Origin of the sequence: Olsenella sp. Marseille-P4559 (assembly GCF_900605015.1) — a bacterium.
Lineage (GTDB): Bacteria > Actinomycetota > Coriobacteriia > Coriobacteriales > Atopobiaceae > Tractidigestivibacter.
Genome location: NZ_LR027574.1, coordinates 405,438 through 425,759, shown reverse-complemented (window position 1 = coordinate 425,759; position 20,322 = coordinate 405,438). Strand labels below are relative to the sequence as shown.

The window sequence follows — 20,322 nt, the reverse complement described above, 5'->3', positions numbered from 1 at the left end:
GCGCCCCTACTTGCCGCCCTCCCCCACAATCCTTCTGAAGGCGCGAATGGGTCCGGCAATCGCCTCTCCGGCCCGATATGTCCTTGAGGATTGAAGCGAGGAAAGCTCGGATCCAAGCTCAGAAACCCTCCGCTCGAGCTCGTCGATCTTCTCGCCCCTCTCATGCAGCTCCCTATTGCGAGCGAGCACCTTGGCGTAGGCGACCCCGCAGAGAACCTCCTGCATTTCCCGTCGAAGCCCATTGGAGCCAGCAAGTACGGGATGGTCGGACACAGACGCCTCGAGGATCCGTTTCCAGAGGCCGTCGATGTCAAATGCCTCCAGTTCCTCCGCACTTCTACGCGCCTCGTCTCCCATCGCCTTGCGAAGGGCGTCATCACGAAGCAGCTGAGAGGTCTTCTGAGCAGCGGCGTCGACGCCTCCCTGTGGCACGCTTACCAGTCCGCGCGCCTCCCGAGAGAATCGGATGGGCAGCTCGTACATGACGCAGGGGACGCCACAGGCCTTCGACTCGGCCACCGCCAGGGGAAATCCCTCACTTGGTGATGTCATGAGGTGGACGGAGGACCGCAGCATGAGCTCTGGCACGTCCTTACGGGCTCCGAGAAACTCGATGGCGTCGCTGACTCCTTCGCTCTCTGCGAGCGCGTGGAGAAGGCGTACCTCGCTCTCCTCGCCGGGGCCAACGAACAGCAGGCGGGCATCGGGTACGGTCTCTCTCACCCTGGCGATGATGCGTATGGCATCTTCAGGTCGCTTCTCTTCCGCACTGAGTCGGCCAACCCAGATGACGTCATGGGACGAAAGCGCCGCCTGAGGCGTGGCCTTGGTCGATATGGAGCACTGGTTGACGGTTGTGAAGACCCGTGGGTTGAACTGGCGCCAGAACTCGGCATCGAGCTGGTCGAGACAGACGACCGCATCGGAGAGCCGGTAGTTCACCGGAAGGGCGAGCTCGTCCTCGGAGGATTGGTCCACAAGGTTGGTGAACGAGCCGTGCGTGTGAACGACGAACGCGATGCCAAGCGCCTTGGTCACGAACTGGTCCCACTCCAGGCAGTGGCTCAGCCACTGCGAGTAGACGAGAACATCGACCCCATGGCGGACAAGGGCCTCCTCGAGCACATGGGCGCGCCGGAGATAGTTTGACGGTCCCGAGGACCTGAAGTCGGGCAGCCGGACAAGGGCCGTACCAGCAGGGATTGTCCCTTCGGAAGGCAGCACGTCGCAGAGGAGCACGACTTGGTAGCCCTCGGAGAGAAACATCCTGGCAAGCGAGATGGTGACGGCCTCCGCTCCCCCACCGGCAAGCTGGAAGTAGTAGAGCGCAATGGTGTGGACGGAACGACGCGACACGGCAAGGGAGCGAGCGCCTTGGAGCGTAGAGATCGCCTCGAATCGCCCATCTTCGAAGATTCGGCCAAAAATCGCAGAGAAGACCTGGTCTGGCCGACCATGAGAAAGGACGGCATCCAGACGCGCACAGCGTTCCTCCTGGCTCCCGGCTGCCATGATCTGACTTGCAGATTCGGCAAAGCCGCCCTCCTCGGCCAAAACGACGTCGAGGAACTCGTCGTAATGGATACGGGCGCTTTGGCGCATCGCGTCAAGCTCCCCAGCGTCTTCCCAGAGCTGGGACTGGGGCACGGACTCCTCAAGGCAGACCTTGTTCACCTCGAGACGCTCGCGGAAGCGCGCCCGGCGGGCCTGGTCCATCTCGCCATGCGCAACGCCATAGGCGTCGTCGCGGAGGAAGCGATAGAGCTCCCTAGCAACATCGTGCTCATCCCAGAGGCCGAGGACGGTCTCCAGGGTCTCGCGCCGCACCTCAAGCGGGACCTCGTCCTGCCATACGTTCATGGTGTGCTCGAGCTCATGGCGAGACACGGATTCCAGGCAGCGTGAGACGGTTGCGTCGGCCAACGCCCCGGTCTTCATCAGATAATCGGAAAGGACGTCGCAGCACCTGCGCTTTAGCTTGCTGGACCTGGAGAAGCCCGCAGGCGAGATGCCCTCCGCGCCCGTCTGCCCACGCCCGATATGGTAGACATAATACGCAGACGGCGAGACCGCACGGTACGTCTGGGCCTCACGCGCCACGGCGAAGTACTCGACCACGTCCTCCGCTGCCGAAATCCCGGGAGTAAGTCCAAGGCCGCCGAGGACCCTCCTGACCAGGTCGCCCCTGTAGAGCTTGTGGTTGAGGTTGTAGTCGTAGGACCAGTCGAGAAAACACGTCGAGAGAATGGCTTTTCCCTCGAGCTTGCGCTCCGTGGGATTCATCGTCCTCTCTATTCCAGCGACAGTCTTCTCGTCACACCGGGGTTCGGCAACCACGCGCACGCCAAAGTGGAGTATATCCACCTCATCGCGGGACATCTGGTCGACGAGCCTCTCGCAAGCTTCCGGCACAAGCTCGTCGTCTGCATCGACGAACGTCACGTACGTGCCGGTCGTTCGCGCGACACCAACGTGTCGCGTCGCGAACAGGTTGAGGTTGCGCTCGTTCCGAACATAGTGAAGGCGAGAGTCGCTTTTGGCTAGCTCTTGGACGATTCTCGATGTGCCATCTGTCGAGGCGTCATCCACGCAAATGACTTCAATGTCACGGAGCGTTTGGGACAGAAGACTTCTCAAACAAGCTCCAATGTAATCTTCGACGTTGTACGCGGGAACCACAATTGAGACAAGTGGCATCTCGAACCTTCCTGACGATGGCATTCATCTTGATTGTACGTGCACCACAGCCGCCCTCACAGCGCAAGCATGAACTCGAATGCCCGGAGGCGCGCGTCAAGGTGGGTGGCCGCCCAGGTGTGTGCTGTCCCCAGAAGCCAGAGCGCGCCCTCGGCGGAAACGTCTGCCGCAAGGAGCTGGTCGAAGGTTGATCCGACAAGGGCCCGCACCCAAGCAAGCTGCGAGGACGAGACGGGCTCGGCGCCTGGAACCTCTCGCGCACAGCTCTCGCAGAGCGCACCGCCAGCACCAGCCGAGAACCACAGCGGCGCAGGGTCTCCGCAGGCGATGCAGTGGTCGAGCTCGGGCCGCCACCCCTCATGGGCAAGCACCTTGAAGGCGTAGGCGGCGACGGCCATGTCGAGATGGGGCTGGTCGGCCGTCTCCTCGAAGGCCTTGAGAGACCGGGAGAGAAGCGGGTAGACGAAGGGGTCCTCGGCGTCCTCGAAGGACGTGAGGCGGGCCACCTCGCACGCAGCCGACGCCGCACTCACGCGCTCCAGGTCCCCGCGTAGCCGCTCGTGCGGGTCCACGAGGGCGGCCTCGGACACGATGTCCAGGTTTCTTCCCGAGGCCAGAAGAAAGTCCGCCTCGGAGAACAGCTCCACGCGGGCGGCAAGGCGGCCCCCCGGTTTTCTCGCCCCCTTTGCCACGGCACGCGCCTGCTCACCGCCGGCGGTGAGCAGCGTCACGATGAGGTCCTGCTCACCCAGCTTGACATGGTCGAGCACAATTCCGCGCGTACGTTGGGTCCGGCGGCCAGCCATGGGTGCTGCTCCCCTAGCCCTCGGCGCTATAGCCGAGACGACGGATCTCGTTGGCATCGCGGCGCCACTGTGGATGAACGCGCACAGAGAGGTCAAGGTAGACTTTGCAGCCAAGGAGGCGCTCGATGTCACGACGGGCCTCGGTGCCCACGAGCTTGACCATCGAGCCTCCCTTGCCAACCACGATCCCCTTCTGACCCGCGCGCTCCACAAGCACCGTTGCCGTGACAGAGGCGTGCCCGTCCTTGGCATACTCAATGTCGTCGCAGATGACGCCAATCGAGTGGGGCACCTCCTGGCGCAGGTTGAGGAAGAGCTTCTCGCGGATGAACTCTGCCACCAAGTCCTCGGGTGTGGCATCGGTATCCATGTCATCGGGGAACCACTTGGGGCCCTCGGGAAGATGGGCCGAGACGAGCTTTACGAACGAATCGACGTTGAAGCCCTCGCGGGCGGAGATGACCAATTCGTCATCGAAGCGGGCAAGCTCGCGGGCAGCGGCGAGCTGCGAGGTCACCTGCTCGGGCGTATCCTTATCGGCCTTCGTAATCACGAGGAGCTTGAACGCCGCCTCGGATCTGTCGACGTGACGTGCCACCCAAGCGTCTCCCGTGCCCACGGGCTTGGTGGCATCGACGAGAAACGCCACGGCATCCGCATCTGCCAGCTCGACGAGAGCCGCCTGGTTAAGCTCCTTGCCAAGGCTGTCCTTGGGCTTGTGGAGACCTGGCGTATCAATGATGACCAGCTGCGAGGAAGGCGTGTTCACCACCGCACGAAGGCGTTTGCGGGTGGTCTGCGCCACCGGGCTCGTGATGGCGACCTTCTCGCCCATGCAGGCGTTGACCAGCGTTGACTTACCCACGTTTGGCCTGCCCACAAGAGCCACGAAGCCACTTCTAAACGGGGCATTCCCGGCACTGCTCTCCATTGCTGCTCCCTTGCTGGATTGGGCTAGGCCCCGTCCATCTCACCTAAAGAAGATTGCGTTTGCGAAGACGATGATGCCCACCACGGCAACGAGCATCGAGAGAATCCACACGGCTGCCGCAGCGATATCCTTGGCGCGTCCGGCAAGCGGGTGGAACTCGGGTGACACGAGGTCGACAACGGTCTCAACGGCGGTGTTGAGAAGCTCCGCCGAAATCACGACCCCGCAGCATACGAGCACTACTGCCCAGCTCACGGCATCGAAGCCAACAATGAGACCAGCGACAATGGCAGCGATGCCCCCGGCGATCATCACCTTGATGTTGCGCTCGGTGCGCACCGCCGTCCTAAAGCCCTGAATGGCAAAGAGGAAGCTCTTGCGAAACGACGGGTGGTCGCTGTTCGACCCTGGAATCACTCGCCTACCTCCTCACGATGCCTGGTGAGCGTGACGGGCCGCATGGCGCCATCATGCGGGAGCAGGGCGAGAAGCGCATCCTCGCGCGCCTCCATGGCCTCGGCCTCATCGTCCTCAAGGTGGTCGTAGCCCAGGAGATGGAGGGTTCCGTGGACCAAGAGCAGCCTGAACTCGTCTGCCGCCGTGGTCCCAAAGCGAGCTGCCTGGCGGGCGATGTAGTCTGGCGCGAGGACGATGTCACCAAGCTCGCAGGGCTCGTCTAAGGTAAGGTCGGGGTCATCGGGGCGCTCGCACTCGAGTGATATGACATCTGTGGCGGCATCGCGCCCACGCCACTCCGCATTGAGTTCGCGGATGCGCTCGTCGCCCACGATGGAGACGGAGACCAGGCAGTCGCGACCCACGCCCTCCTCGGCCAGCACGCAGTTGAGGTCCGCGCAGATCTCGTCATCGGTGACGGGGGCGCTCACGCCCTCCTCTGCCGTGATGTCAAACTCGTTTGCCATGGCCGTCTCCCTTGTCGGATGCCTTCGATCCGCACCCGGCCGCCATGCGATCATAGGCGTCAACGATGCGCGCGACCAGTGCGTTTCTCACGATGTCATTGCGGTCGAGGTCCACAAGCTCGATGCCGTCGATGCCCAAGAGTACCTCGCGCGCATGGTCAAGGCCACCCGGCCCCACGAGGTCGCGCTGCGTGGCATCGCCCGTGACCACAAACTTCGATGAGAAGCCCATGCGGGTGAGGAACATCTTCATCTGCTGGGGCGTGGTGTTCTGCGCCTCGTCGAGAATCACGAAGGCATCGCTAAAGGTGCGGCCGCGCATGAAGGCAAGCGGCGCGATCTCGATGGTGCCCTGCTCCATGTAGGCGGCGACCTTCTTGGCATCTGCCATGTCGAGAAGGGCGTCGTAGAGCGGTCGCACGTAGGGGTCAAGCTTCTCCTCAAGCGTACCCGGAAGAAACCCCAGCGACTCCCCCGCCTCCACAACCGGGCGTGTGAGGACGATGCGGCTCACCTCGTGACGCTTGAGGGCGGCCACCGCCATGGCCATGGCAAGATACGTCTTGCCCGTACCGGCGGGCCCCACGCCAAAGGTGATCGCGTTCGAGCGGATGGCCTCCACGTAGCGCCGCTGCCCTGCGGTCTTAGGCCCCACCGGGCGCCCGTGATGGCTGAGGATGACGTCGCCCGAGCGCCCGTGGTCTGCCCGCGCGCCATGCGTCACCTGGCCAAGAAGGATGTCCACCTCATCCGAGGTGGGAACATCTCCCCCTTCGACAACCTTGATGAGCTGCGAGAAGACCGAAGTCACCTGCTCGACCTGCTCCGCGGGGCCCACGATGAGGACCTGGTTGCCGCGCACCACGACCATGGCTTCGTCAAAGGCGCCCTCGATGCGGCGCAGATGGCCGTCAGCAGGGCCCATGAGGGCAGCAAGGTCGACGGTGTCGGGTATCGTGAGACGGACGCGGGTGGGTTCCATGCTCCTCCGGGCGGAATGCGGACGTGTGTGTGAGAACGGCCTCGCGCAGTTGACGCCCTCGCTGGGACAGGCCGCAGAAACCAATCATAGCCAAACGAATGACGTGGGGCACGTCACAGGGGACTCTCGTTTCCAGAGAGCGCATGCCCGAGCAGCGTGGTGCCGTCCGGCAAGGTGCCTGTCACGCACACGGGAACGATCGCGTCGATGGGCGCCTCGGCATCAAGGATGACATCGAAAAGGCCGCCAGAGACGCCCCTGAAGGGTGCCTGCACGCAGACAAGGTCACGTGCCCCCACGAGGCGCTGGGCCGCCTCGATGCGCATCTCTCGGGCAAGGGAACGCGCACGAGCGCTTCTCTCGGCCATCACGCGGGGATCTACCTGGCCTTCCGCAGTTGCGGCCGGGGTACCCGGGCGCTTCGAGTACCTGAATACGTGCATGCGAGAGAAGCCCATCTCACGGCAGAAGGCAAGGGACTGCTCGAACTCCTCGTCCGTCTCGCCCGGAAAGCCCACGATGAGGTCCGTCCCCAACGAGACCTGGGGCAACAGCGTGCGGACCTGCTCAACGGCGGTGCGAAAGAGGGCCGTGTCATAGATGCGCGCCATGCGGCGGAGCGTTGCGTCGCACCCGGACTGAAGGCATATGTGCAGGAAGGGCGCAACACGGCCTTCCGAGGCAGCCATGGCAGCAAGAAGCTCGGGCGTGACATCGGGAGGCTCGATGGACGAGAGTCTGATGCGGCCCACGTCCGTGGCCGAAAGAAGCCACGAGAGAAGCCCCGGCAGCCCCACCTCAGAGCCATCCGGAAGATTGGCGCGATAGACGCCTAGGTTGATGCCCGTAAGCACGACCTCTGTGGCACCACGCTCGAGAGAGCGAAGCACAAGCTCGCACACGCGTGCCGCCCCCACAGAGCGCGAGCCCCCTCGCGCCTTCCACACAATGCAGAAGCTGCAGCGGTTGTCGCAACCATCCTGGATCTTTATGCCTGGACGCGCGCGACCAGTAGGCGTTGGCGCCGAGGCGGAGCCAGGGACACGCGTGACGAGGAGTTCCCCATCATCCCCCACGGCAAGCGCACCGGGGCCCAGACCCTCGAGGACGGCGGCGGGCACGCGCGACTTGTCCCGCTCGACCATAACGTTTGGCGCAAGGGCGGAAAGCTCATCGGCAAAGAGGCTGGCAACGCAGCCGGTAGCCACGATGAGAGGTGCCTGGGGAAGCGACGCTGCGTGGCGCACGGCCTTCCTGGCCTTGGCCTCCGCCTCGGCGGTGACGGCGCAGGTGTTGATTACGACGGCCTGGGCCTCCTCCTCGGGAAGCATCACGAGACCTGCGCGCGAGAGCTCGTCGGCGATGAGGTCCGTCTCGACGCGGTTGACACGGCAGCCCAGGTTTACGTATGCAACACCCGATACCTGGGCAGGAGTGCTCGATGCCCGGGATGGCTGCGTGGCGCTCGACCCGTCGCTCACTTGTGCTCGCCCCTGTCGCGCTGGCGAGACTTTCGCTTGGCATCCTTGAAGGGGTTCTTGGGGGCAGTCCAGCGCTCATCGGCAAGGTGCTCGGCCTCCTCGTCCTTGGCGGGAGAGTCACCTTCTCCCTCGGCGCGCGCCCCCTCCCTGGCAACGCCGCCCTCGTCCCCGAGGGTGCGCTCGGCGACTATGCCAGCTATGTCGAATAGCTGGCGCTTATCGAGGCCGGTGGGGACAATGACCTGGACCACGGCGATAAGGCTCCCGCGAGAGATCATGCCCTGACGCGGCATGCCACGGCGCTCGACCCTGATCTGTTGGCCATACTGGCATCCTGCGGGAATCTCGACCTTGACGCGCTCGCCCTTCATGATGCCGTCGACCGTCACCGTAGTGCCTACGATGGCCTCAAGGGCATCCACGCGCACGGTGGTGTAGAGGTCGTCTCCCTGGCGCTCGAAACGCTCGTCCTGGGCAACCTCGATGCTCACGACAAGGTCACCGGAGACGTCACCACGAACGCCCGCCTCGCCCTTGCCCGAAACGCGGATGGTCTGGCCGGAGTGGACGCCTGCGGGTACCTTGACCTCGACGGCCTCGCGCGACGGGGTACGGCCTTGGCCCTCGCACGTCTCGCAGGGCTTGTCGACGACCTTGCCGGATCCATGGCACACGGGGCAGGTGGTCTGGGTTTGCATCTGGCCAAAGATGGTACGTTGGACCTCGATGACACGGCCGGTGCCGTGGCAGCGGTCGCAGATGCGCTCGCGTCCGCCCTCGGCAACACCCGTACCGCCGCAGTCGTCGCACGGGGCCAAACGGTCATAGGCAATGGTCTTGGTCACACCGGCTGCCGCCTCGGCAAGCGTCACCGTGAGACGGATCCCCATGTCGCGGCCGCGCGTACGAGACACACGAGAAGTGCCGCCCGAGGCGCCGCCGCCAAAGAAGGAGTCGAAGATGTCGTTGATGCCAAAGCCCGACCCGTTGAAGATGTCGGACATGTCGACATAGTCCGAGCCAAAGCCGGCAGGACCGTTCTCGTCGCCATAGCGGTCGTAGTTCGCGCGCCTGCGCTCGTCGGAGAGGACCGAATAGGCCTGGTTGACCTCCTTGAACTTCTCCTCGGCATCGGGGTCGTCGGAGACGTCGGGATGGAGCACCCGTGCCTTCTTGAGAAAAGCCCTCTTTATCGTCTTTGCGTCCGCATCACGAGGCACGCCAAGGACCTCGTAGTAGTCCTTCTTCGAATCCAATCTCACCAAACTCCCGATGCCACCCCAACCCCGGGGCCAAAACCTGCAGACATGGCACCGCCGTAGCAGCGCGTACAAGGGTCTTCTCTACCCAAAGGCACGCCCGATGAACGCGAGAAAAAGCCGGGGGCGCAAGTTGCCTTGACCTACCAGAGAAAGCCGTAGTACCTCGTGCCTGGGCTTGCCGCCGTGCACGAGAACATCGACACCGTGAGCAGGGCGATGAGTAGGCCAGTGGTAGCTCCGTTGCCCAGGGAGGCAAGAGCGTTTCTCCACCAGTGCGAATTGCTCTTGAAGCCGCCGCCACGCACCACGAAGACGGCACCCACCACCGCAATGACAACGATGAACGCAAGAAGCCCCGAAAGCGTGTTCGCGAGCGCGCCAAAGACAAGGAACGGCACGTCAAAGCCGAGAATCTGGAAGCCCATGGCCTGATAGGGATCGAGGCGCTCCTCCGGGACCACGACCCTGCAGACAAAGTCGCCCGATGCCGAGCCGTTGGTTCCCGCGTTGCCCATGCCCTTTACGCGGATGAGGTCGCCATCGTGGGAGCCCGCAGGGACGTTCACCACGACCTCGCTCGCCGTGAGGACGCGCCCCGAGCCACCACAGGCCTCGCAGGGGTCTGCGACCACGCGGCCGGTACCCTCGCACTCCGGGCACTCCATGTCCATGACGCCAAAGCCGAAGAGGCCGGTGAGATCCACCGAGATGCGTCCCGTACCGTGGCAGGTGGGGCAGGTCTCCGAATGCTCGGTCTGGACGGAGCCCTTACCCTGGCAGACCTCGCACGCGGCATAGCGCTGGTAGGTGACGCCGCGGCTGGCGCCCTTCTGGGCCGTGGCGGCATCAACCGTGAGGTCAAAGACCACATCCGAACCCACGCGCGGGTTGTAGGAGCGAGATCGGCCACGCGTGGAGGAGCGACGGGCATACCCGTTGGTGCCAAACGGGAAGCCCCAGCCAAAGGGGTCTCCCCCGCCGTAACCGCCAGCATAGGGCGAGCCCGTAGAACCCGTGGGACCCGAAAACGGCGAGCCCGAGCGCATGGCATCGTAGCGGGAGCGCTTCTCGGAATCGGAGAGAACGGCATATGCCTCCGAGACCTCCTTGAACTTCTCCTCGGCGTCGGGAGCCTTGTTGACGTCAGGGTGAAGCTTGCGGGCCTTCTGCTGGAAGGCCTTACGGATGTCCTCCGTCGAGGCGTCCTTGTCGACGCCGAGGATTGCGTAGTAGTCCTTGTCGTTCATCGAAGCCATGCGAAGTCTCCTGCCGAGATTGGGGCGGGCCCTCGATGGGTCCGACTTCGCACGATTGTAGCCGGAAGGCGGTATTTCTATACAGGGCGGGGACACGGCCCAACGCATTTACCATGAGGCAAGGGGGCTGTCCCCATGTCCCACTACCGGCACGAGGCCGCGGAGAGGTCGATGCCGATGGGACGATAGGTCACTCCACACTCGTCGAGCACGTGCTTGGAGATGAGGTTGTCCTCGGTGCCATCGTACTTGTCATCCAGGTAGACGACCTCGCCGACACCCGCCTGGACGAGTGTCTTGGCGCACTCGTGGCATGGGAAGAGCGTCACGTAGACGGTGGCTCCGGCCATGTCCTTGAGCGAACCTCGATAGTTGAGAATGGCGTTTGCCTCAGCGTGGATAACGTAGCTGTGCTTATCGTGCAAGGGGTCGCTCGAAGTGCCCCAGGGGAAGTCTGCGTCGGCAAGCGCCGAGGGCGTCCCGTTGTAGCCCACGGAGAGGATCCTGTGGTTCGTGTCCGCGATGCAGGCCCCTACCTGCGTGTTGGGATCTTTGCTCCTCAGGCTCGCCGCAATGGCAACCCGCATGAAGAACTCATCCCAAGAGATAACGTCTGTTCGCTCGCCAGCCATGGTGTTCCCTTCTAGTTCGGTCGCCCCAAAGGAGAGGACGTAGATTGCAATTTGGCCTAGCATGCCGTGAGGGAGCCGACAAATCAAGATGTTTACGTTCCGACGGTGGGTCGTGGTAACTGGAAGTCCGCCTGCAAGGGCCATTCCACCCGCAATGCCTAGGGGCTGCGTCTCACCAGCGTCTCGGTATCCCCCGCCAGGTCCCACAGCCCGCCGTAGAGCTCGTTGCCCAAAAGCCAGCCCTTTTCGGTTGGGGCGAGCGAGTCGTCAAGACGCCCCTCCCCCACAAGGCGCTCCAGCCTCTCATCAAGAGATGGGGCGAGGATGCTGCGAGCATACGAGACGAGTCCCGCGTCAAGGCCACGCGCAAGGCGCGCGCCGAGCATGAGGTCCTCGGCCACCGCCTGACGTTCGGTGAGGAACTCCTCTTCAAACGAGAGAGACGCGAGGCCACGGTTATTGGAAATCTCATCTCTTCCGGAAAGAACCTTGAGTCGTACGCGAGTCATTCCGTCAGGTAGAGGCCCAAGTTGAGGGCAGGCCTCAAGAAGCCTGAGATAACCCTCGGCAGTGAGCATCGATGCAGCCCCACTACCCAGACCCAAATAGGGCCTGCCTGTCCAGTACACCTGGTTATGCAGGCACTCCTTGTCAGCCGAACGGGCATAGCTTGCCACTTCGTACCTGTGAAAGCCATAATCCTCAAGCTCAACTTGAGCTTGTTTCATCCTGGAGGCTTGCACGTCTGGAGAGTTCCATATGGGTTGCTCATCACCGACTCTTCTCGCAAGAGTGGTGCCCCCCTCTATTTGGAGGGGGTAGATGCTCACGTGCCCAACGCCCAGCGAGGCAGCCTCCTCGAGAGTGGTCCGCCACGAGGCAGGCATCTGGCGCGGTATGGCGCACATGAGGTCGCAGGAGACGTCAAGCCCGCTCAAGACGGCAGCCCGGACGCGGTTGCGGGCCTGTTCTGCATCGTGGATTCTGCTAAGCTCGACAAGCTCGGCATCGCAAAGGCTCTGTACGCCCATGGAAATCCTAGTGGCTCCGGCCGACGCAATGTCAGCGAGAACCCCATCGGTCAGGGAGTCTGGGTTTGCCTCGCACGTAAGCTCGCAAAGCCCGGGAGCGTCGGCGGTGACGCGTCGAACAAGGCCCCCCAGCCCCTTGCCTAGGAACGTGGGCGTGCCACCGCCAATGTAGGCAGTCTCGCACCTTCCGAGAAAGCCGAGAGACGCAACCTGCTCCACTTGCTCTGCCAGCGCTTGGGCATAGGGCTGCGACAAGCCGTCGCCACGTGGCGTCGCCCAGGAGGCAAAGTCACAGTATGCGCACTTCTTGGCACAGAAAGGCACATGCAGGTAGAGGGCATCTGCACCTGTGGCGTGAAGGCGCTCGGACCAGCCGGCACTCCGCCCGAGCCCGTACCCGTCAGGCATCTTGGAGCATCCGTTCCGCGGCATCTGCCACGGCAAGGTAGTCGTCAAGGGTCCGGCAGGTTACTGCCATGCCGCGGACCCGTGCCGCCTCCGGCATGCCGCGCAGGTACCACCCAGCGAGGCTTCGCGCACGCTTGAGATGTGCGCTCGTTGCAGCAAGGAGGCGCACATGGCAGCGAAACGCGGCAATCTTCTCGCGCGAGTCGTGGACACGCGGCCCCTCTCCTGCGAGAATTGCTGCCGCATCCCCAAAGATCCACGGGTTGCCATAGCTTCCCCGGGCGATCATCACGGCCCCCACACCGGTCTCGGAGAGCATCCGCGCCGCAGCCGAGGCAGACGAGACGTCTCCCGATCCAATGACGGGCACGCTCACCGCGTCGGCCACGCGACGAACGCAGTCCCAATCGGCCTCGCCGTGGTAGAGCTGATTGGCAAAGCGGCCGTGGACGGCGATGGCAGAGGCCCCAGCGTCCTCCATGGCACGGGCGAAGTCCGGAGCGACCTCCTCGCCCATACGCCTGCCACGACGAATCTTCACTGTCACCGGCACGGCTCCGCCCGTCCCTTCGATGCAGGCGCGCACAAGCCTGCCTGACAGCCCGAGGTCATCCAGGAGGGCGGACCCTTCGCCCTTCTTGGTCACCTTGGGGACGGGACAGGCCATGTTGACATCAATGAGGGCAAGGCGGTCCCCCAGGCGCTCGACGACACTCGCAGCTGCCTCGCGGAAGAACTCCGGCTTTGATCCAAACAGCTGCACCGCAACGTCGTATTCCGTCTCGGCAGGGTCCACGAGTTCCCAGGTCTTCTCGCCACCGAAGTGCAGCCCTGCGCATGAGACCATCTCGGTGTAGGCAAGGCCCGCTCCACCCGCGCGTGCCATGGTTCGGTATGCCGCGTCAGACACGCCCGCCATGGGAGCCATGAGAAGGGGGTTGTTCCCCAACCTCGACTTGAGGCCGAGTCCACCCGCTGCCATGGGGACAGGCGGCAACTCGCCCAAAAGCCCAGCTGTCGGCCCCCATTCGGCCAGAACTTGGGAAGGCGTCATTCGTCATCCACCTTGAGGACGGCAAGGAAGGCCTCCTGCGGCACCTCGACAGAGCCGATGGACTTCATGCGCCTCTTGCCTTCCTTCTGCTTCTCGAGAAGCTTGCGCTTGCGCGAGATGTCGCCACCGTAGCATTTGGCGAGAACGTCCTTGCGCACCGCCTTGACCGTGGAGCGCGCGATGATCTTGTTGCCAATGGCCCCCTGAATGGGCACCTCGAACTGCTGGCGCGGGATGATCTCCTTGAGCTTGTCACACAGGCTGCGCGCCATATCGTAGGCACGGTCTCGTGGGACGATGAACGAGAGGGCGTCGACTTGCTCGCCCGAAAGGAGAATGTCGAGCTTCACGAGGTCGCTGGTGCGGTAGTCGCCAATCTCGTAGTCGAGTGACGCGTAACCCTTGGTACGGCTCTTGAGCTGATCAAAGAAGTCCAAGATCAGCTCGGCCAGCGGGATGTCAAAGTGGATCTCGACGGACTTCTCCGAGAGGTAGACCATGTCGCTCGTCTCGCCACGATGGTCGACCACAAGCTGCATCACGGCACCCATGTAATCTGGTGGGACAATGACCTTTGCCTTGAGGTAGGGCTCTTCGATGTGGCCTATGCGGGTTACGTCCGGAAGGTCCTGAGGGCTCGTGATGTCGATCATCTCGCCATCGGTCTTGAACACGTGATAGTCGACGGAGGGTGACGTGGCGATAAGGTCGAGGCCAAACTCGCGCTCAAGGCGCTCCTTCACGACCTCCATGTGAAGAAGGCCGAGGAATCCCACACGGAAGCCAAAGCCAAGGGCAACGCTCGTCTCGGGCGACCAGATGAGCGAGGGGTCGTTCACCCTGAGCTTCTCGAGGGCGTCCCGAAGGTTCTCGTACTGCTTGTTGTCGATGGGGAAAAGGCCCGTGAAGACCATGGGCTTTGCCTCGTGGTAGCCGGGGCATGCCTCGGCACAGGGGCGCTCCTCAGAGGTGATCGTGTCACCGGTCTTGACCAGCGCGGGGTCCTTGAGGCCCGTGACCACGTAGCCCACCTCGCCCACGCCCAGCTCGTCAAGCGGCGTCTCGACGGGGCGCTTGCAACCCACGCCATCACAGAGAAACGTGTCACCGAGCGCCATCATGCGCAGGTGGTCGCCCCTCCTGATGCTGCCATCAAAGACGCGCACCGTGGCTACGACGCCCCTGTACTCGTCGAAATACGAGTCCAGGATAAGGGCCTTGAGCGGCGCCGTAGCATCGCCCTTGGGAGGTGAGACGAGATAGACGATGGCCTCGAGCAGGTCATGGATGCCCTCGCCGGTCTTGCCCGATACAAGCACGGCATCCTCTGCCGGGATGGCCAGGTCCTCCTCGATCTCCTTCTTGACCTCCTCGGGATGGGCCGATGGTAGGTCGATCTTGTTGATGGCAGGCACGATGTCGAGGTTGGCATTCATGGCCAGCGTCGCGTTGGAGACTGTCTGCGCCTCCACGCCCTGCGTGGCATCGACGACGAGAACCGCGCCCTCGCAGGCGGCAAGCGAACGGGAGACCTCGTAGGTAAAGTCGACGTGTCCCGGCGTGTCGATGAGGTTGAGCTGGTAGGACTCCCCGTCATCGGCATCGTAGACTATGCGCACGGCATTCGACTTGATGGTGATGCCGCGCTCGCGCTCGATGTCCATGGTATCGAGGAGCTGGTCGGCCATGTCGCGCTCGTCCACCGTGTGGGTGAGCTCCAGGATGCGGTCCGAGATGGTCGACTTGCCGTGGTCTATGTGCGCAACAATCGAGAAGTTGCGGATGTGTGAGGTGTGTGTCGTCTTCATGCGAGACATCATAGCGCATGCCCCGCACGTCTCGCCTGAGCCAACCGCTGGAGGCCGGAGTTCATCGCTTTCTCTCGAATTCAGGTCCTACTGGCCCGCGGTCGCGATTGCCTGCTTCGCGAAAAGGCACCGCCAACAGGTGCAGATGCCAAGCCCCAACGACTCCCGACATGTGAAGTTTGCCCGATGAATGCCCAAAGCCCAAGAATCGCCCCGAATAGAGGGAACCAATGCTGATGGCTCTGCTATACTGCTCTAGTTGACCTCGCCGTGTCTGGTGCGGAACCCCCACTTCCCACCTACTAGCTCTTAAGAGGCCCCTAGGAACAAGCATTTGAAAGGATCCGCACCGTGGCAAACATCAAGTCTCAGAAGAAGCGCATCATCACTGCCGAGAAGGCCCGCATGCGCAACAGGGCAGTCCGCTCCGAGCTGAAGACCTACGTCAAGAAGGTCCACGCCGCCGTCGAGGCCGGCGACGTCGAGGCCGCCCAGGCTGCAGCCAACGCTGCATGCCGCAAGCTCGACAGGGCCGCTGCGAAGGGCATCATCCACAAGAACCAGGCCGCCGACCGCAAGTCCGGCGTCCAGAAGCTTGTCAACTCCATGAAGTAGAGCCGCCCCTCTGAGATGGCACGAACCTTCGGGAGCCCGGTGCATGCCGGGCTCCTTTTTTGGCGAGAAAAGGTCCGCCCCCTCCTCGCGCCCGGTCAGGCGACTGCTAGGCGCACACTCCACAGATGGTCGCAATAAGCGAGAGAAACGCTGATTCGGAGTCTGCCGACCCCTTGAGGGCACGTTCGCACGCGGCACATGCGGCCAGATCATGCTCGAGCTCACCCGGCCCAAAGCGACGGGCCCAGCGGACGTAGTTCCTCACCTGCCAGTCCTGCTTGCCCAACGCCCTCGCAACGTCTGCGCCCTCACCACGGGCGTCGAGTGCACGCGCACAAATCAACTCGCGGATGCGAATGGTTGCAAGTGTAAGCAGCCCCACCTGAGAGGAGCCCCTGAGCAGCGCGAAGAGCTCCAACGACCTGCGGGCATCTCGCTCGCTCAGGCGGTCCAGAAACTCCCACGGCTTCACCTCGGCGATGCGGGCAACGTTTCTCTCGACGTCCGAGAGCGTCACCTGACCTTGTCCGCCCTTGAGTGCGGAGAGCGTGCGCAGCTGGGTGTCGAGCATGGTGGTCGACTCGCCCACGCGGTCCACAAGCGCCCGCGCCGCCTTCTGGTCTATCGAGAGGTAGTGAGAGCGAGCGAGCTTCTGCACGTATGCGGGAAGGTCCCTTTTCGTAGCTGGCGTGCAGTCGATGATTGCCTTGGCGCCAACCTTCGCCACCGCCTTGTAGAGGCGGGTTGACTTTGCGAGGGTGGCTGCCGAGAGAAGCAACGTGCAGACGGGGTTGGGGTCTTTGAGGTAGCTCACGATGGCTTCTGAGACGGACTTGGGGAGCTTGTCGGCAGGCTCGATGATTACGATGCGCGGCGAGTTGCCCACAGGCATCGTGTTGAGAGACGAAATCACGCCAATAGGGTCCATATCTGCCGAAGGCGTAATTTCATCAAGATTGAACGCCGCAAGGCCTTCGTCCAGATAGCCCTTAAGGCGCGTGACCGCGCTTTTGCGCTTGAGTTCGTCTGCGCCCACCACCAGATATGCCGGCAGCAGCTTTGCCGTCTTTGCCATGCGTCCCCCTCATCAAGTAGACCTCCCTACTTTGCCACAACCCGAGCATCGTTATAGGCCAGACACAAGCGCTTCTCCTGCCTCTCCTCCCAGCGGGCGCTCCGTGGAGACAATTGGCCCCTCGACTCCTGGCCGGACGGTGACGCACCCAACATCCTTTGTACAGAGAAATAGCGAACCCGCGCCCTCGAGAGCATCCACGCACTCCGCGCGTGGGTGACCGTACCTGTTCCCTTCCCCAGCACTTGCCACAGAGACCTCGGGGTCGAGGCGGGCCGCCTCATCGACCGTCACAGAAATCTCGGAGCCATGGTGTCCCACCTTGAGAAAGTCGATGTCGCCCACATCGCCACGGGCAAGGCAGGCACCCGTCTCGTCCTTCTCGGCGTCACCAGTGAGCAGAGCCGAAAGCGTGCGACCTCCCTGCTCGCAAGAAAGCGAGAGCATCACGGAGTCCGCATTGTCGTTCCCTGTGACCTCCCCGACCGGCGAGACCACGCGAAGCAGGAACGACCCCACGAGGATGGAATCCCCATAGGAAAGCTCCTCCGCATCGTGGCCCGTGAGCTTGATGACGCTCTCACCAAGCGAGGCCGGCATATTGTCTGCTACACCCTGGGCGACAAGCACGCGTTCACAGCCAACGCGACCCGCCAGGTCATCGATGCCCCCCACGTGGTCGTCGTGGAGGTGGGTCAGTACGATGGCATCCAGGTGGATGATGCCCTGCCTTGCAAGCTCTTGGGCTACCACCTCGTCCGGTCCCGCATCAATAAGCACGGCCGCACCGCCATCCGCCACGAGAATGGCGTCACCCTGGCCCACGTCCAGAACCGTGACCCTGGTGGGTTGCAGGAAGCGAAGGCCGAGCAGAGCCACCGACGCAACTGTGACGAGCACCGCCACAGCCCCCGCAAGATGCCGGCGCCTGGGAACGGGCCACACCACATAGAGCGCGACCCACAGAGCACAAAGCACCGCCGGCAAGACGATGCCTCCCACCTCTACAGGAATGCAGGCAAGCGGAAGCCTCGCCAGGGCGGAGAGCAGCGTGCAGAACACGGCAGACACCTCCTTCGCAGCGCCAAGAGCCGGCGCTTGCAAAGCCGGCAGCGGCGTGAGGAGGGCCGCACCCAAGCCCAGCGAGACCAGACCGGCAAAGAGCGGTGCCAGCATGAGGTTCGCCAGTGGTGCAATGAGCGAAACCTCCCCAAATACCGGGCAGGTCAGGGGTAGCGTGAAGAGCTGCGCGACCAGGGAGACGCCAAGGACGTCGCAAGAGTCTGACCTCAGGCGGCCAAGTGCGCGCGTAATCCCCGGAGTCCGCCCCCTGTGGTGCCGCGAGCTTCTCGTGAGCACATCGAGCACGTGACTGGAATGGCTGCCAAAGAGGCAGATTCCCACCACCGAGGCAATCGAGAGGAGAAATCCCAGCTGACCGGAGGCAAAGGGGTCGAGCAGGGCCATGACGAGGGCGGCTGCGCACGTCGAAGAAAGCGCGTGGGACCTTCTCCCCACAAGAGTTCCGCCAAACGATATGCAGTTCATGATGCCTGCACGCACGGCGGACACAGGTGCCCCACAGAACGCGATGAAAAGCGCACCCACACCGAGCGTCAGCGTCCCGCGCATCCCGGGCTTCAACCGCGACCTGCCAAGCATGGCGGCAAGGGCACCCGTGAGGATGGCAAGGTGACCCCCGGAGACCGCAACGAGGTGGGAGACCCCGCAGGTGGAGAAGGCACCGTCTAACCCCCGTGAGCGTATAGGAGCGCGATTGCCGCAGACGCTGCCGGCAAGCACGGCCGCGGCATCGCACGAGTAGGGCGAGAAGGATGCAAGCACAGCCCGCCTCATGCACAGCACGGTGCCCAGAGGACCTTCCGCCCCGCGCACAGACGTCACGCGGATAACCGACACCGTACCCGCGATGCCCTGCATGCGCGAAGAGATGCCCCATTCATCATCACCGTTGGGCTCAAACCTCCCCACGCAGCGCACACGCGAGCCACACTCGAGCTCGACGGAGGAGCTGAGCCAGACCATCCCCACCTCCGTCCCTTCGCTTCCCCTCGCGCGGGCGCGTCCCCACCACCCGTGCCCGCCCTCGGGCATGTCCCCCTCCACTTGCAGCTCCCATGCAGAGACAGGAGTCGTCGAGAGCGACTGCGCGGCATCAAGGACCCGCTCGAGTGCAAGCCACCCGAGAAGAGCGCCGGCAAGCGCCGTAGTGGCAACAAAGGCGAAGGCAACCGGTACCTGTGGCACCTGCTTGCCGCCACGCATCGCCCCGCGGAAGAGCGCGAGAGGGACGCCGACCGCTCCAAGTGCAACCAGAGCACCCACGAGAAAGGCCGTGGAGTTCTCTTTCGGCGCCATTCCGTAGCATAGGACCATGCGCTCTGCAGCGATGGTGGCCACCAAGCCCCAAAGCGTCATGGGAATCGTCGGACGCGCGGGCATTCGAGCGTCGCGTCTCTCGATGACGGCCCGCTTCGCAACCTCAGACACGAATCTTGTCCTTGATCTTGGCGAATTTCTTCTCGCCTATGCCCGAGACCCGCATAAGGTCTTCCGTGCTGGTGAAGGCTCCATTGGCCTCTCGGTCACGGATAATCTCTGTGGCGGTTGCCTCACCGATGCCAGGAAGCGTCGTGAGCTCCGCTGCCGTCGCGGTGTTGATGTTCACAAGGGCGTCGGCCGAAGCGCTTGAGACACTGCCATCAGACGACGCCACAACGCCAGAGGACGATGCCGAGCCATTGCCTCCCTCCGTTGCTACGGTCTCTCCTACGGCGGGCACATGTACCTTCTCGCCATCAGTGAGAGGCTCGGCAAGGTTCAGCCGCGATGTATCAGACCCTTCCGCTAGCCCACCTGCCGCTTCAACTGCGTCGTTCATGCGCAAAGCGTCACCCTGGAGGCTGTAAACCCCGGGGTTTGCCACCATGCCATCGACGTGCACCACTATGGTGGGCGTCTCATCTGTGGGCGCAGCGTTAGCAGCGTTGCCGTCCTCGTCCTGGACGGGTTCCCCCACCGGCCCAACCTCGGCCACAGCGGCCTCGCCTCGCTCAATGGCAAAGGACTCCGCTGGCTGGCGCAAGAGAAAGCTGATTCCGGCAATTGCCACAAGAGCCACAACGAGCACGGTTCCCGCAATCCCGGCCATCAGCGCCGGCGAGAGCCCCGCCCTTCTCGCCAGAGCGCGCGCCCTGCACCGAGCCCGTGCGCCCATGTCTTCATGCACTCTTGATTCCTGTGCCATCGCTACCACCTCCATACGCCAATGATGGGGGCGCAATCGAGTTGTCCGGCCATCCTTCTCAGAAAGCCCGGCAGGATGCTGGCAGCATGCTGG

Annotated in this window: 17 protein-coding genes; 1 reads left to right on the top strand and 16 read right to left on the bottom strand. The window is 63.3% G+C overall.

The genetic code is table 11. The features are described 5' to 3' along the window. Positions 1–6 precede the first annotated feature (6 nt). From E0E00_RS08110 to lepA, 13 genes are all read right to left on the bottom strand, one after another. Positions 7–2,697 carry a glycosyltransferase gene (locus E0E00_RS08110; protein WP_165443623.1) on the bottom strand — a complete coding sequence of 897 codons (2,691 nt, stop codon included), beginning with the start codon at positions 2,695–2,697 and terminating at the stop codon, positions 7–9. 56 nt (positions 2,698–2,753) lie between these two features. Then, positions 2,754–3,503 (bottom strand): DNA repair protein RecO, encoded by a 750-nt coding sequence (gene recO, locus E0E00_RS08105; protein ID WP_130812027.1) that lies wholly within the window; start codon positions 3,501–3,503, stop codon positions 2,754–2,756. A 13-nt stretch (positions 3,504–3,516) separates the two neighbouring features. Continuing rightward, on the bottom strand, positions 3,517–4,434 hold the full coding sequence (gene era, locus E0E00_RS08100; RefSeq protein ID WP_130812026.1) for a GTPase Era: 918 nt from the start codon (positions 4,432–4,434) through the stop codon (positions 3,517–3,519). Between the two features lie 39 nt (positions 4,435–4,473). Beyond that, the gene (locus E0E00_RS08095) at positions 4,474–4,851 is read right to left on the bottom strand and encodes a diacylglycerol kinase family protein (protein ID WP_130812025.1); all 378 of its coding nucleotides are present in this window, start codon (positions 4,849–4,851) and stop codon (positions 4,474–4,476) included. Further along, positions 4,848–5,357 carry an rRNA maturation RNase YbeY gene (ybeY, locus tag E0E00_RS08090; protein ID WP_130812024.1) on the bottom strand — a complete coding sequence of 170 codons (510 nt, stop codon included), beginning with the start codon at positions 5,355–5,357 and terminating at the stop codon, positions 4,848–4,850. Before ybeY ends, E0E00_RS08095 begins: the two co-directional genes overlap by 4 nt. Next, positions 5,341–6,339, bottom strand: a complete 999-nt coding sequence (locus E0E00_RS08085; protein WP_130812023.1) for a PhoH family protein — start codon at positions 6,337–6,339, stop codon at positions 5,341–5,343. The genes ybeY and E0E00_RS08085 overlap by 17 nt, the downstream gene beginning before the upstream one ends. Positions 6,340–6,452: 113 nt before the next feature. Then, entirely contained in the window at positions 6,453–7,820 is a 1,368-nt protein-coding gene (locus tag E0E00_RS08080; protein ID WP_130812022.1) for a MiaB/RimO family radical SAM methylthiotransferase, read from the bottom strand. Then, positions 7,817–9,076 (bottom strand): molecular chaperone DnaJ, encoded by a 1,260-nt coding sequence (gene dnaJ / locus E0E00_RS08075; RefSeq protein WP_130812021.1) that lies wholly within the window; start codon positions 9,074–9,076, stop codon positions 7,817–7,819. The genes E0E00_RS08080 and dnaJ overlap by 4 nt, the downstream gene beginning before the upstream one ends. Positions 9,077–9,222: 146 nt before the next feature. Continuing rightward, positions 9,223–10,338, bottom strand: a complete 1,116-nt coding sequence (locus E0E00_RS08070; RefSeq protein ID WP_130812020.1) for a DnaJ domain-containing protein — start codon at positions 10,336–10,338, stop codon at positions 9,223–9,225. 143 nt (positions 10,339–10,481) lie between these two features. Further along, complete coding sequence (locus E0E00_RS08065) at positions 10,482–10,970, bottom strand: dCMP deaminase family protein (RefSeq protein ID WP_130812019.1); 489 nt, start codon at positions 10,968–10,970, stop codon at positions 10,482–10,484. Between the two features lie 158 nt (positions 10,971–11,128). Further along, positions 11,129–12,409 carry a coproporphyrinogen-III oxidase family protein gene (locus E0E00_RS08060; protein ID WP_242622192.1) on the bottom strand — a complete coding sequence of 427 codons (1,281 nt, stop codon included), beginning with the start codon at positions 12,407–12,409 and terminating at the stop codon, positions 11,129–11,131. Beyond that, entirely contained in the window at positions 12,402–13,463 is a 1,062-nt protein-coding gene (locus E0E00_RS08055) for a tRNA-dihydrouridine synthase (protein WP_130812017.1), read from the bottom strand. The genes E0E00_RS08060 and E0E00_RS08055 overlap by 8 nt, the downstream gene beginning before the upstream one ends. Beyond that, positions 13,460–15,271, bottom strand: coding sequence for a translation elongation factor 4 (gene lepA, locus E0E00_RS08050; RefSeq protein ID WP_130812016.1), 1,812 nt, complete (start codon positions 15,269–15,271; stop codon positions 13,460–13,462). Before lepA ends, E0E00_RS08055 begins: the two co-directional genes overlap by 4 nt. Before the next feature lie 351 nt (positions 15,272–15,622). On the opposite strand from lepA, the gene rpsT reads away from it, so the two are divergent. Beyond that, positions 15,623–15,886: a 30S ribosomal protein S20 gene (gene rpsT, locus E0E00_RS08045; protein WP_130812015.1), complete on the top strand. Its 264-nt coding sequence runs from the start codon at positions 15,623–15,625 to the stop codon at positions 15,884–15,886. 106 nt (positions 15,887–15,992) lie between these two features. Here rpsT and holA read toward each other — a convergent pair whose 3' ends face one another. From holA to E0E00_RS08030, 3 genes are read right to left on the bottom strand one after another with little or no spacing between them, the layout of a single operon-like run. Next, positions 15,993–16,961, bottom strand: a complete 969-nt coding sequence (holA, locus tag E0E00_RS08040) for a DNA polymerase III subunit delta (RefSeq protein WP_130812014.1) — start codon at positions 16,959–16,961, stop codon at positions 15,993–15,995. A gap of 51 nt (positions 16,962–17,012) precedes the next feature. Continuing rightward, entirely contained in the window at positions 17,013–19,472 is a 2,460-nt protein-coding gene (locus E0E00_RS08035) for a ComEC/Rec2 family competence protein (protein WP_130812013.1), read from the bottom strand. Then, entirely contained in the window at positions 19,465–20,229 is a 765-nt protein-coding gene (locus tag E0E00_RS08030) for a helix-hairpin-helix domain-containing protein (protein WP_165443622.1), read from the bottom strand. The genes E0E00_RS08035 and E0E00_RS08030 overlap by 8 nt, the downstream gene beginning before the upstream one ends. Between the last annotated feature and the right edge of the window lie 93 nt (positions 20,230–20,322).